We start from the raw sequence: 13,117 nt of genomic DNA, 5'->3' as shown, positions 1-13,117 counted from the left end.
CGAACAGCCGTCAGCGCAGGAAGACACGGGGAGAACATGACCGATCCGAAGGCCGGCGAATCGCAGCGGACGTGGAAGTCGATTCTGGGCGCGTTGACGTCGTCGACCGATCTGTCGGCCGCCGATACCGGTTGGGCGATGGACGAGATCATGTCCGACAACGCGACTGCGGCGCAGATCGCGGCCTTCGGTGTCGCCCTCAAGATGAAGGGCCCGACGTCGGCCGAGGTTCGCGGCCTCGCGGACTCGATGCTTGCGCATGCGAATCTCGTTGCGAGCGAGCCGAATTCGGTCGACGTCGTCGGCACGGGCGGCGACGGCGCCGACACGGTCAACATCTCGACGATGGCCGCCGTCGTCGTCGCAGCGGCAGGCGCGCCCGTCGTCAAGCACGGAAACAGGGCCGCGTCGTCGAAGAGCGGTACGACGGACGTGCTCGAAGCGCTCGGCGTGAAGTTCGGGCTGGGGCCGGACGGTGTCGCGCAGACTGTTCGCGACGTCGGGATCGGCTTCTGCTTCGCACCCGTCTACCACCCGGCACTGCGCTTCGCGGGCCCGGCGCGCAAGGAGATCGGGATCCCGACGGCGTTCAACGTGCTCGGACCGCTGACGAATCCGGGCCGTCCTCGGGCCGGACTGATCGGCTGCGCGTTCGAGTCCCTCGCGTCGGTGGTGGCCGGAGTGTTCGCCGAACGGGGCACCAGCGCACTGGTGGTGCGCGGCGACGACGGCCTGGACGAGATCACGCTGTCGACGACGTCGACCGTGCACGTGGTGTCCGGCGGGTCGGTCACGGCCACGACCTTGGACCCACGGGACTTCGGACTCGACCTCGTTCCCATCGACGCGCTGCGCGGCGGTGACGCGATGTACAACGCAGGCGTCGCGCGGGCGGTGTTCGCGGGGGAGACCGGGCCGGTGCGCGACGCGGTTCTGCTGAACGCTGCTGCCGCGCTGGCGGCTCACGGCGGAATCACCGACGGGCTGAACGCCGACGGGCTGGTGCCCGCGGTGGCGTCGGGACTCACTCGCGCGGCGACGGCGATCGACTCGGGTGCAGCCACGGATCTGTTGGCCCGGTGGGTGACGCGGTCCAACGAGTTGGACTGACTACTACCCGGCTCACTCGCCGATGGAGAAGCCTGCCTCGACGTCGGCACTCGAATACGACTGGAACGCGATGTGCGTCGCGGTGTTCAGTACGCCTGGCACCTTGTTGATGCCTCCGGTGACGACCTCGGCGATCTGCTGGTGATCGCGCACCTTCACGATCGCGATCAGGTCGACGTCGCCTGCGCACGAATACACCTCGGTGACGCCTGCGACGTCGGCCACCGCCTGAGCGGTCTCGGGGATGGCGTTCGCCTCGGCGTCGATCATGACGATGGCGTTGATCATTGGGCTCCTCCACGAACGATGGCGACACGTCGGTCGCACGTGACGTGGACGAGCTTAGAGGGCGGGCCCGTCACCGATGTCGGACGTCGTCGTAGGCCCGGTGTTCGCGTCGTGAGACCTCTCTGGCGGTGCGGCACCACTCTCGCCAGCTGCCTGCCCCGTGGACGGGCGACATCCAGCCGTCGGTGGTCCGGACTATGCGGACGCCGTCGGAGTCGAGCCAGCGCGCGATGAGGCCTACTTCTTCCGGTGACGCGCCGCGCAGCGGTGTGTCGTCCGGGGCCACCGTTTCGGCGGAGGCCGTGATGGCCTCGACGACGGGCATCGGGTGTACACGCCGCGGCGCCACGGCTGCGCCGGTAAGGCGGCCGTAGCGGACGACCGCGAGCTCCCACCCACCCTCGGGTGTTCGTCGGGCCGCCACGAGTTCCGCGATCGCCGCCACGGCCGCGAGCCGATGCATCCGCGCGAGCATGTCGGCGAGGATTGCGAGACGGTCGCGCAGGCGCGCCGCGGACTCGAAGAGCTCGGAGTCCGCCAACCGGGTGACCTTCGCTCGAGCGGCGAGCAAGACGGAGTCGTCGAGACCTGCTGCGAGAGCCAGGAACTTCTCGGGATACGACGCGTACTCCTCGGCCGACAGCAGCCCCGAGGACGCGGCTGCGCATCCACCGACCGCCGTCGGCGGGCAGTCACCCCCGTGCAGCTTCGTCGCGGGGAGCCTGCGGGTGCACGTGCGAATTCCCGCGTACTCCGCCACGAGGGCCGCAGCATCGGCCGCGTCGGCTCGCGCCGTGAACGGACCGAGACTGCCGGGCGTGGGTACACGGACGACCGACAGACGAGGAAAAGCCTCCGAGGTGGTCGTGATCCACCACCCCTTCTTCGGAAACTTCGAACGCCGGTTGTACGGAGGAATGTGGGCACTCAGAAGCCGGAGTTCGCGCACTCCGGCTTCGAGCCCGTGGGCGCACTCGACGTGATCGACGCCGACGGCGAGGTCGACCATCTCCTTCATGCGTCCACGAGTCTCGGAGCCCGTGAAGTAGTTGCGGACACGGCGCTGCAGATCGGTCGACGTGCCGACGTACAGCACCTCGTTTCCCGGGCCCTTGAACAGATACACGCCGGGCGTCCGCGGCAGGCCGGCGGCGAGGTGCCGCTTCGCCCGTTGGCCCGACGACACGTTCGGCAGGTAGTCGACCAGTTCGGCGTAACTGTGCACGCCCTGGTTTCCGACGCGTTCGATCAACGCGTGCAGGACGTCGACGGTCGCGCGTGCGTCGTCGAGCGCGCGGTGGGTGGGCCGAGTGCTGACCTGGAACAGGGAGGCCAACGCCGAAAGCTTGACCGACGGTGCCTCGTCGCGGGTGAGGACGCGTCGCGCCAGCTTGACCGTGCACAGGACCGAGAACTTGGGCCAGGCGACGTCGAGACGGCTGGCGGCAGCCCGCAGGAAGCCCATGTCGAATCTCGCGTTGTGTGCCACCAGCACTGCGCCCTGGGCGAATTCGAGGAACGCGGGCAGCACGCGTTCGATGCGTGGTGCGCCGATCAGCATCGCGGTCGTGATGCCGGTGAGTTCGACGATGTACGGCGGGATCGATCGGCCGGGATCGACGAGCGTCGCGAACTCGCCGACGACCTCGCCGCCCCGAATCTTCACGGCGCCGATCTCGGTGATCGCTTCGGTGTCCGCGCTGGCGCCCGTCGTCTCGAGGTCCACGACGACGAACGTCGTGTCGTGCAGAGGGGTGTCCAGTTCGTCGAACGTCAGCTGGATCGGAAGGCTCACAAGATCTGGACGCTAGACGGAAGCACCGACAACATGCGGGCTCGAGATCCGTCGTCGCCGAAGGTGTCGGAGGGCGTCGCTAGGTTCCCTCTCGACGGCCGAATCGGGCCTGTGAACGACGCTCGAACGACGAAAGAGACGAGGATCACATGATTGTCGATTGCAGTGATTGCAAGGTCCGCGACATCGCGTGCGCGGACTGCGTTGTCACGGTCCTTCTCGGGGCGCCGGGGTGGCCTTCCGGGGAGCGTGTGGACGTGCGCTCGCGTACCTCCAAAATCGACATCGACCAGGAAGAACTCGGTGCGATGGGTGTCCTCGCGGACGTCGGTCTCGTACCCCGTCTGCGTCTGGTGACGGACGACGATCAGCCGATGGACAGCTCGCCGTTACCGCCCCGTGACCAAGAGGCCGACCAGCAAGCGATGTAGTCGAAAACGGAACTAATAGGGCTTGCCCGGCGCGTCGGGGTCGACACGGACGTATGCCGTTTCGTAACCTTCCTGAGACCTTGCGGAGTCTCGCCAATCCACACCGGAGTGGCGTCGCAAGTCACCGCCTAATCGGGACCTCGTGAGGGCCCCGAACCGGGAACCCGATTTCCACTGGGGTGAATCCCGCCGAATCGCTACCGCGTGCCGGTGGGTAGGGCTGATCTTCCCAGCCCGAACCCGTCAGCTAACTCGGTCGGCGGATGAGTGGAAGAAACGGAGCAACCCCTTCTCGTGGCGTCACACACTTCAACCCGTTCATTGCGTCGAGTCCTCGTAGCCGGCGCGATCACAGCCGGCGCAGTGGTCCTTCCTGCTGCTCCCGCAATGGCGGCCCCCATCACCATCCCCGGCGTCGGAACCTTCGAAGTTCCGGAGATCCCGGGCATTCAGCTTCCGACCGAGCTCCCGGGCCTGCCCGGGGCGCCCGCGTTGCCGGGTGCTCCCGCAGGTATTGCTCCGCAGGTCACGCCCGCAGCCAAGGCCGTTCAGGCCGCAGAGTCCAAGATCGGCGCCCCGTACGTCTACGGTGCGTCGGGCCCCGACTCCTTCGATTGCTCGGGTCTCGTGCAGTGGGCATACAAGCAGGCCGGTATCAGCCTGCCGCGCACCAGCTACGACCAGGCAGCAGCAGGAACTCCTGTTTCTCAGTCCGACTTGCAACCCGGTGACGTGATCTCCTTCTACGGCGGATCGCACTCGGGAATCTACGTCGGCAACGGCAACGTCGTTCACGCGTCCACGTCCGGTGTTCCGGTCAAGGTCGCACCGGTCGCGTCGATGCCGTACGACGGAGCGCGCCGCTACTGACGTCTGTTACCGGACGCCAGCATGATCTACCGACGAGCAGCATCGGAACCGAGCCCACCGGCTCGTGATGTCCGGTGCTGCTCTCGTCGTGTGAGGCCTCGTGACACGACAGTGTCACGGCCTGCCGGAAAGTTGTGGGTTGTCACAACGATTCGGCATCGAATGGACAGCAATCCCGTCTTTTCGTAGCCTGGCAAAGCTGTTCGTCAGGAATTCACGTACTTTTCGTACGCTGATTCCTACGAATTGCCGACGTCAAACCTGTCCACAAGACCTAGTCCGTGGGTATGGTTCGTTTTCGAATTGTTATCCCCGCCGAGGGACCGTTTGCGCGGTTCGATCCGGTGGTCTCGGCAAGAACGGAGAGTCACCTCCTCGTGGCGACACCGACCGTCAAACGCGTCACTCGTTCCAAACGCGCTGTGCTGACCGCTGCCCTGGCAGCGTGCCTCCTCGCGAGCCCGACGGCGATCGCGCACGCGCAGCCGCAGATCGGCAGCGCGACCGATGCTCAGACCCGCCTCGCCGACCTGTCTCGCGAATCGGAGCAGACCACCGAAGCCCTGCACAACGCTCAGATCGACCTGGACGCCAAGACTGCGGCCCAGCGCGACGCAGAGGCCTCCGTGGACACCCATCGGGTGGCGCTGCAGGCGGCGGAAGACGCACTCGCGCAGTTGAAGCCGGCGATCGACAAGGTCGCGAACGTCAACTACCAGGGTGGGAGAACCAACCGCCTCTTCGCGGTCATGGTGAGCGACTCCCCGCAGCAGCTACTCGACCAGATGTCGGCTCTCGACGTCATCTCTGCCGAGACTGCCCGCCAGGTCGAGCAGTTCAAACAAGCCACCTCGGACGCACGTACCGCCGAGCAGGCGGCCGAGCAGGCCGCGGATGCCGCGCGTACGGCCGCAGAGCAGGCCAAGATGGTCTCGGACGACCTCCAGGCGAAGCAGAGCGAACTGCAGAGCCAGATGGCCGACGTCATGGCCGCGTACGGTGCGCTGTCGAGCGACCAGCAGGCCGAGCTGGCTGGGACCCCACTGCCTCCCGGATTCGACCTGAACAAGATCCTGCAGAACCTCGTCCCTGGATCGGGAATCGCGGCGTTGCAGGCAGGCATGACGCAGATCGGAAAGCCGTACGTCTGGGGCGCGACGGGTCCCGACGGGTTCGACTGCTCGGGCCTGGTCGTGTGGGCCTACAAGCAGGTCGGCAAAACGCTTCCACGGTCCAGCCAGGCTCAGGCCCAAGGCGGAACGCCGGTGGACCAGAAGGATCTTCAGCCCGGCGACGTCGTGCTGTTCTATCCCGATGCCTCGCATGTGGGGCTCTACGCGGGCAACGGCAACGTGCTGCACGCGTCGACGTTCGGCGTGCCCGTCAAGGTGCAGTCGATGGCCTCGTTCCCGTTCTACGGTGCCCGTCGCTACTGATCGACGACTCCGATCGGCCGTGACCCGCTCCTGGGTCGCGGCCGTCGTCGTCGCGATGGCCTTGCTGACAGCGTGCAGTGCACCGGTGGTCGACGCCCCCGCGTCGCCTGCCGGGGAGCCGCCTGCCAATCCGTACGAGGATCAGCGACGAGAAGGCGTCGAACAGCTGCTCGATCGATGGGCCGACGCCGTGCGCACGAACGACGCCACCGCGCTGGCCGATCTCGTAGACCCCGCGGCGGCGCCGGAGTTCCTGCAGGCTCAGATCTCCCGCGCCGACAACCTCTCGGGCGTTCCGCTGTCGGACTGGGGATACGAACTCGTCGACGAACCGGAAACACCGGTCCCGTCCGAGGTGGCGTCGCCGTTGAACGCCGCCGATGTCTGGGCGCCGTCCGTCGTTCTCCGCTACTCGATCGACGGCACCGACGACGTCCCGACGCGCAGGCCGGTGTCACTGCTGGTCGCCGAGCGCGGCGACCGATGGCGGATCGTCTCCGATGCGGACGTTGCCGGGATCGACCGACACACGTGGCGTGGGCCGTGGGATTTCGGACCGGTGTCCACGACGCAGGTTTCGACGGCAGGCGGCACGTCCGTCGTCGTCGCTCATCCGGAGCAGACGGCGCTCGCAGGCGCACTCGCGCGCGAGCTTCCCGGCGCGGTCGACGCCGTCTCCGGTTTCTGGGGTGACGAGTGGCGTCGCGCCGCGGTCGTGTTCGTCACCGGCTCGCCGGAGGAATTCGCCGCGGTGGTGGGGGAGAATGCCGCAGGTGCGAACGTCGCCGCGGTCTCGATGTCGGACACGGTCGACCCGGGCCGACCCGTCGCGGGGCAACGCGTGGTGTTCGGGCCCGCAGCATCCGACCGGCTCACCGAGTTCACGACACGATCGGTGTTGCGTCACGAACTCACCCATGTCGCCGCCAGGTCCACCACGGTCGACGGATCGCCGATGTGGATGCTCGAGGGATTCGCCGACTACTCGGGTTACCGCGACACGGGCGCGTCGTTCGGGCAACTCGCGCCGACACTGAGCAGGCTGGTCGCGGTCGGGGGACCGCCGACGGTTCTCCCGGAGGACGGTGATTTCACCGCGGGCGGCACGCGGTCGACATTGGCGTACGAATCGGCGTGGTCGGTGGCGGCGTTCGTCGCCGAGCGGTTCGGCGAGGACGCACTCCGGTCGCTGTACGAGCGAATGGCCGACGGGCCGAAGTCGGCGGCCGACGTCGACCGAGTGTTCTCCGAGGTGCTCGGTACCGGGACCGACGATGTCGTTGATCAGTGGGGGTCGTGGGTGGCGACGCAGTCACGTTGACCTACGCTCGAGCGATGCGTCGGACCTTGTTGGTGACGAACGACTTTCCGCCCAGGCCCGGTGGGATCCAGTCCTACCTGCACACGTTCGCCAGTCAGCTACCTGCCGAGGAACTGGTGGTCTACGCCCCGCGGTGGCGCGGCGACAGTCACGTGAAGTTCGATGCACGCCAGCCCTTCGAGGTGGTCCGGCACCCCACGACGTTGATGCTGCCGACGCCGCTCGTCGCCCGTCGTGCCGCGTCGTTGGTCCAGTCCCACGAATGCGACAGCGTCTGGTTCGGTGCTGCAGCGCCGCTCGCCGTCATGGCGCCCGTGCTGCGACGTGCGGGTGCCGAGACGATTCTCGCGAGCACCCACGGCCACGAGGTGGGCTGGTCGATGGTGCCCGGCGGGCGAGGCACGCTTCGACTGATCGGGAACTCCGTCGACACGGTCACGTACGTCAGCAAGTACACGCGCAAGCGATTCGCGTCGGCGTTCGGCGCGCAGGCCGCTCTCGAACACCTCCCGCCCGGCGTCGACACCACACGCTTCGCACCGGACCCCGGTGCGCGTGAAGAGCTCCGTGCGCGTTACGGATTGGGGGATCGGCCCACCGTTCTCTGCCTGTCACGCCTCGTTCCGCGCAAGGGGCAGGACATGTTGATTCGGTCGATCGCCGCGGTGCGTGAGCGCGTCGACGGTGCCGTCCTGGTGATCGTCGGCGGCGGCCCGTACGAGGGCGCGCTCCGCGAACTCGCGCGCACGGCGGGCGTCGAGAAGCACGTGATCTTCACGGGCACGGTGCCGTCCGCGGAACTCGCCGCACACCACACCATCGCCGACGTCTTCGCGATGCCGAGCCGGACTCGTGGTGCCGGACTCGACGTCGAGGGTCTCGGCATCGTCTACCTCGAAGCGTCCGCGACGGGTGTACCCGTCGTGGCCGGAATGTCCGGCGGCGCACCGGAAACGGTGCAGCAGAACAAGACCGGATACGTCGTCGACGGTCGATCGACGCAGGAGATCGTCGATGCGCTGGTGCGTCTGCTCGCCGACCCGACCCTCGCTGCATCGATGGGCAACGCGGGCCGGGCCTGGGTCGAGAAAGAGTGGCGCTGGGACACTCTGGCCCAGCGTCTCCGTTCGTTCATGCGCTGATGCGCCCGTGCGCGGATAGTTGGACCATGGTCCGACTATCCGCGCACGGGCGGCGTAGCCGCACTACTTGACGTAGAGCGCCTCGATCTCGTCCGCGTAGGACTTGGTGATCACGTTCCGCTTCAGCTTCATGGTCGGCGTCATCTCGCCTGCCTCCTCGGTGAAGTCCGCGGGCAGGATGCGGTACTTCTTGATGGCCTCGGCGTGAGACACCGATGTGTTGGCATCGGCGATCGCGGCATCGATCTCGGAACGCAGATCCGCGTCGTCGGCCAGGTCGGCCGCTCCCGCACCGGACGGCTTGCCGTGCGCGGACTTCCAGCCGCTGAGCGCGTCGTCGTCGAGGGTCACCAAGGCGCCGATGAACGGCTTCTGGTCGCCGACGACGATGGCCTGACTGATCAACGGGTGCGCACGCAACCGGTCCTCGAGGCCCGCGGGGGAGACGTTCTTGCCGCCCGCGGTGACGATCAGTTCCTTCTTGCGGCCCGTGATGGTGATGTAGCCGTCGTCGTCGAGCGAACCGAGATCGCCTGTGCGGAACCAGCCGTCGTCGAACGCGTCCGCGGACGCGTCGTTGTTGCGCCAGTAGCCGGAGAACACGACGGGGCCGTGCAATTGGATCTCACCGTCGTCGGCGATACGAACTGCATTGCCGGGCAACGGTTGTCCCACCGATCCGACATGCTGGTGGCCGATGGTGTTGACTGCGAACGCAGCGCTGGTCTCGGTCAGTCCGTAACCTTCGTAGATCGGTACGCCCACGCCGCGGTAGAAGTGTCCGAGCCTCGCGCCGAGCGGTGCGCCGCCGGAGATCGCGAGCCTGCACCGACCTCCCAGTGCCGCACGAAGTTTCGAGTAGACGAGTTTGTCGAAGACGGCGTGCTTGAGCCGAAGTACCAGTCCCGCACCGGAATCCTGCGCTTCGCTCCATGCGACGGCCGTCTCCGCTGCGGCGTCGAAGATTCGGCCCTTGCCGTCGGCGTGTGCCTTCTGCTTCGCCGTGTTGAAGACCTTCTCGAAGACGCGGGGCACCGACAGGATGAAATCGGGCTGGAACGAGCCGAACGTGCTCACGAGGTTCGGGATGTCGTTCGTGTGCCCGATCGTCGTGCCCGCGTCGAAGGCGGCGATCGTGACCGCGCGGGCGAGAACGTGCGCCATCGGCAGGAACATCAACGTGCGGCTGTGCTCGTTCAGCAACGACTTCAGGCTGGTCTCGCGGATTCCGCGAGACTCCGCGACGAGATTGGCGTGGGTGAGTTGAACGCCCTTGGGGCGGCCCGTCGTTCCCGAGGTGTAGATCAGAGTGGCGGGATCGGACGCCTTCAGCGCTCCGACGCGCTGCTCGACGACAGCGTCGTTGATCTGGGTGCCGAGCCGAGTGAGTTCGGCGATCGCACCCGAGTCCGGGGAGTCGCCGTCGATGCGGAACGTTCGTGTCACGGATGCGGCGGCTGCGACGACGTCGGCCGTCTCGGTGGCGTGCTCCTCGGTCTCCAAGATCACCAGAACCGGCTCGGCGTCGGACAGAATCCACTCGACCTGCCCGGCGGACGACGTCTCGTAGATCGGCACGGTGACCCCGCCCGCGGACCAGATGGCGTAGTCGACGACCGACCACTCGTAGCGCGTCGACGACATGAGTGCGACGCGATCTCCCTGGCCGACACCGGCGGCGATCAGGCCTTTGGCGACGGCGACGACTTCGTCCGCGAAGACCCGTGCCGTGACGTCGGTCCACGTGCCGTCGACGAGGCGTCGGAACGCCACCGAGGAGGGCGCACTCGCCCGGCGCTCGTAGACGGTGGCGACCGTCGACGCCCCGTCTTCCACGTCGAAGTGGGCGGGCACAGTGAACTCACGCACGGGAAACCTCCATGGGCGCATCGGTAGCTGTACTAACGAGTAGCTTGATCGGTCTCACTGTAGACCGGAAGTTCGAGCGCATACGTCCGCCTCACGTGCGACGCGGTACCGCGATGTGTGAAGCTCTTCCGATGAGCAGTATCCAAGTGGCCGACCAGACTTTTCTCGCGGTGCCGGGCGATCGCATCCACGACGCGGTGTCCCCGCGCGAGCGGTGGAGAAGATGGTGGCCGGACCTTCGGCTCACGGTCACGCAGGATCGTGGGGAGCAGGGCATCCGGTGGGCCGTCGAGGGCGCTTTGACGGGAACGATGGAGATCTGGCTGGAGCCCGTGCCGGTCGTCGACGGTGTGATCGTCCATTACTTTCTGCACGCCGAGCCGAGCGTCACCGGTGCAGGGCTCGATCTCGCGGCCGAGAACCGTCGCCGCAGGGTTGCCGGGAAGGCCGTGACGTTCGAGCTCAAGCGCGAGCTAGAGGCAGGTAGGCCTGCAGGCGAACGACCGGAGCACGCGCGCGACTAGTTTCGCCTCCGCGGGGTATGTCGGCGTCCGGACCGCGTTGTGTGTTCGACGAGGGATCGTGTGTGATGGAGCCTGCAGGAATGACCCGTAGGGGTCGGCTCGCGACGGAAGTATCGAAGAGCAGAGAGGAAGCGGACCAACAGCATGGCCGAGAAAACTCAGAGGTCGATCACGGTCGACGCTCCGTCCGCGCAGGTCATGGACGTGATCGCAGACTTCGACGCGTATCCGTCGTGGGTGTCGGCGGCGAAGTCCGTCGAGGTCCTCGAGGTGGGCGCGTCGGGCCGTGCCGATCGAGTGCGATTCGTTCTCGACGCGGGCATGGTCAAGGACACGTACGAGTTGCAGTACGTGTGGTCGGCCGACGGTATGGCCGTCTCCTGGGAGCTCGTGCAGGGAGAGATGCAGAAGTCGCAGTCCGGTTCCTACACGTTGAAGGACAACGGCGCCGGCGGTACCGACGTGACCTACGAGCTGACGGTCGATCTGAACATCCCGATGATCGGGTTGTTCAAGCGCAAGGCCGAGAAGGTCATCACGGACACCGCGCTGAAAGAGCTCAAGAAGCGGGTCGAAGGCTGACGACCGTTCGGCTGTTCGTCGGCAAGGGCGGGGCGGGCAAGACGACGATCGCTGCGAAGGCAGCGCTCGACGCGGCACGTGCAGGCAGTCGTTCGCTGGTCGTCTCGTTCGACCAGGCGCACTCCACATCGGACGTCGTGGATCTGCCGTCGAGCGGTGGTGCACGGGGGCGAATCGTCTCGGTTGCCGACCGGCTCGACGTGCTCGAACTCGACACCCTGGCGCTCGTCGAATCGAGTTACCGCTCGCTCGCCGCACTGCTGTCGGTCGCGCGAACCGGCCACGAACACGGGGTCCGGTTCGGCGCGATCGACCCTGAGGAGGTCGTCGGTGCGCCGGGCGTTCAGGAGATGCTCGGACTGCACAGAATCGTCGAGCTGGTCGACGAAAACGCATGGGACACAGTGTTCGTCGACCTCCCGTCGACGGCGGACGCCCTACGCACCCTGCAGCTGCCGTCGCTCGTGACGGGATACGTCGAACGGCTGTGGCCGCAGCACGATCGCATCGTCGCAGGGACGGGGGCGGACCCCCGGCTGACCATCGTCGTCGCGTTTCTCGAGCGCGTCGTCGCGAATGCCGACGCCGTCCATGAGCTGCTGTTCGACCGCGAACGGACGTCGGCGACCGTCGTCGCCACTCCGGAACGCGTGGGCATAGCCGAGGCGCGACGGACCATGTCGGCGGCGGTCCTGATGGGTCTGAACGTCGATACCGTCGTCGTCAACAAGGTGCTGCCACAATTGAATTCGCCGTCCGTCGGGTTGGTGGGCGCGCACCCGGCCGTGTTCTGGTTCGAGGGATGGCGATCCGCTCAGCAGGCGGTGCTGCACGACTTCGCGCACCTGGCGGCCGGAGCGACACTGGTGGTCGTGGAACGGTCCGTGCAGGAACCGGTAGGGTTGGCCTCTCTCGATGCGCTCACGGCCGAGCACAGAACTGCGAACGCCCGACCGGACGAGCGTCGAGGCACACCAGCAGTTGCACGGGAGTCGGGGTCGGGGTTGGAGTCGGTGTACACGATGACGATGCACCTTCCGGTCGTCGACACGTCTTCGCTGACGCTGGGGCGAGTGGAGGACGATGTGATCATCGGCGCCGACGGCGTGCGGACGCGTGTGCGTCTGGCGTCGGTGCTTCGTCGTTGCGTCGTCGTCGGCGCGGAGTTCGACGACGAGAATCTGGTGATCAGGTTCGCGCCCGACCCGAATGTCTGGCCGGTGTGAGGGGAGGCGTCGGATGACATCCGAACATTCCGATGTCGCGGCCGAGCTGTGGGCCCTCGCCGAAACGGTGCTCACGCGTCTCGAGCCCATTCTTGCGCGCGCGGTCGAGGGTCAGGCGCAGGCATCCGAGCAGGGATGCAGTTGGTGTCCCGTGTGTGCGCTCGCGGCCCTGATCCGTGGCGAGCAGCACGATCTGCTCACGCTGATGGCGACCGAAGGGGCGACGGTCGTCGCGATGATCCGGCAGGTCGTCTCGGAACATTCGAACAGTGCAGCACACGCCGGCGCCGGCGCCCAGGAACCGCCGAATGCGAGGGCCGACGCGGACATTCGTGAAACCGCTCACATGCAGGAGCCGGATATTGCGCCCGACACGGAAGAGTCGGGAGTTCGACGGGCAGGTTTCGTACCCATTACGGTGAACGTGAAGAGCTCGGCGTCGGGCAACCGAGGTAAAGACGAGAATCGAGACATCTGAACATCCGGTTCCGATCGGGCGGTCAGTCGTAGAGCCGTTGGGGGG

13 protein-coding genes and 1 riboswitch are annotated in these 13,117 nt (G+C 66.8%); of the genes, 10 read left to right on the top strand and 3 right to left on the bottom strand.

From position 1 onward, the window contains the following. The first annotated feature begins 36 nt into the window (after nucleotides 1-36). Nucleotides 37-1,110: an anthranilate phosphoribosyltransferase gene (trpD, locus tag HQ354_RS00855; protein ID WP_068420630.1), complete on the top strand. Its 1,074-nt coding sequence runs from the start codon at nucleotides 37-39 to the stop codon at nucleotides 1,108-1,110. Between the two features lie 12 nt (nucleotides 1,111-1,122). Here the strand turns inward: trpD and HQ354_RS00850 are convergent, their stop codons facing one another. Next, nucleotides 1,123-1,398: an Lrp/AsnC family transcriptional regulator gene (locus tag HQ354_RS00850; RefSeq protein WP_068420632.1), complete on the bottom strand. Its 276-nt coding sequence runs from the start codon at nucleotides 1,396-1,398 to the stop codon at nucleotides 1,123-1,125. A 70-nt stretch (nucleotides 1,399-1,468) separates the two neighbouring features. Further along, nucleotides 1,469-3,193, bottom strand: a complete 1,725-nt coding sequence (locus HQ354_RS00845; protein WP_222634009.1) for a DEDD exonuclease domain-containing protein — start codon at nucleotides 3,191-3,193, stop codon at nucleotides 1,469-1,471. A 257-nt stretch (nucleotides 3,194-3,450) separates the two neighbouring features. Between HQ354_RS00845 and HQ354_RS25990 the strand changes: the two genes are divergently transcribed. From HQ354_RS25990 to HQ354_RS00820, 5 genes are all read left to right on the top strand, one after another. Then, nucleotides 3,451-3,624: a hypothetical protein gene (locus HQ354_RS25990; RefSeq protein ID WP_371828772.1), complete on the top strand. Its 174-nt coding sequence runs from the start codon at nucleotides 3,451-3,453 to the stop codon at nucleotides 3,622-3,624. Nucleotides 3,625-3,739: 115 nt separating this feature from the next. Beyond that, a riboswitch (cyclic di-AMP (ydaO/yuaA leader) is annotated at nucleotides 3,740-3,899 on the top strand. Nucleotides 3,900-3,918: 19 nt separating this feature from the next. Further along, a complete protein-coding gene (locus HQ354_RS00835; RefSeq protein ID WP_068420937.1) occupies nucleotides 3,919-4,494 on the top strand; it encodes a C40 family peptidase in 576 nt (191 codons plus the stop codon). A gap of 377 nt (nucleotides 4,495-4,871) precedes the next feature. Further along, nucleotides 4,872-5,930 (top strand): C40 family peptidase, encoded by a 1,059-nt coding sequence (locus HQ354_RS00830; RefSeq protein ID WP_068420938.1) that lies wholly within the window; start codon nucleotides 4,872-4,874, stop codon nucleotides 5,928-5,930. 19 nt (nucleotides 5,931-5,949) lie between these two features. Next, entirely contained in the window at nucleotides 5,950-7,251 is a 1,302-nt protein-coding gene (locus HQ354_RS00825) for a hypothetical protein (RefSeq protein ID WP_308115158.1), read from the top strand. 14 nt (nucleotides 7,252-7,265) lie between these two features. After that, nucleotides 7,266-8,393: a glycosyltransferase family 4 protein gene (locus tag HQ354_RS00820; RefSeq protein ID WP_114330665.1), complete on the top strand. Its 1,128-nt coding sequence runs from the start codon at nucleotides 7,266-7,268 to the stop codon at nucleotides 8,391-8,393. Nucleotides 8,394-8,456: 63 nt separating this feature from the next. Here the strand turns inward: HQ354_RS00820 and HQ354_RS00815 are convergent, their stop codons facing one another. Then, complete coding sequence (locus tag HQ354_RS00815; RefSeq protein ID WP_261768630.1) at nucleotides 8,457-10,283, bottom strand: long-chain fatty acid--CoA ligase; 1,827 nt, start codon at nucleotides 10,281-10,283, stop codon at nucleotides 8,457-8,459. Between the two features lie 110 nt (nucleotides 10,284-10,393). Between HQ354_RS00815 and HQ354_RS00810 the strand changes: the two genes are divergently transcribed. From HQ354_RS00810 to HQ354_RS00795, 4 genes are all read left to right on the top strand, one after another. Beyond that, nucleotides 10,394-10,786, top strand: coding sequence for a polyketide cyclase / dehydrase and lipid transport (locus HQ354_RS00810; protein WP_174551332.1), 393 nt, complete (start codon nucleotides 10,394-10,396; stop codon nucleotides 10,784-10,786). A 144-nt stretch (nucleotides 10,787-10,930) separates the two neighbouring features. After that, complete coding sequence (locus tag HQ354_RS00805) at nucleotides 10,931-11,368, top strand: SRPBCC family protein (protein WP_068420639.1); 438 nt, start codon at nucleotides 10,931-10,933, stop codon at nucleotides 11,366-11,368. After that, nucleotides 11,365-12,594, top strand: coding sequence for an ArsA family ATPase (locus tag HQ354_RS00800; RefSeq protein WP_207890806.1), 1,230 nt, complete (start codon nucleotides 11,365-11,367; stop codon nucleotides 12,592-12,594). The genes HQ354_RS00805 and HQ354_RS00800 overlap by 4 nt, the downstream gene beginning before the upstream one ends. Before the next feature lie 13 nt (nucleotides 12,595-12,607). Continuing rightward, a complete protein-coding gene (locus HQ354_RS00795; RefSeq protein WP_114330558.1) occupies nucleotides 12,608-13,072 on the top strand; it encodes a hypothetical protein in 465 nt (154 codons plus the stop codon). Nucleotides 13,073-13,117 lie beyond the last annotated feature (45 nt).

It is taken from the genome of Rhodococcus sp. BP-261 (assembly GCF_019835205.1).
Lineage (GTDB): Bacteria > Actinomycetota > Actinomycetes > Mycobacteriales > Mycobacteriaceae > Rhodococcoides > Rhodococcoides kyotonensis_B.
Note: the sequence above shows the minus strand (reverse complement) of the source record. Positions and strands in the feature narration are given on the sequence as shown.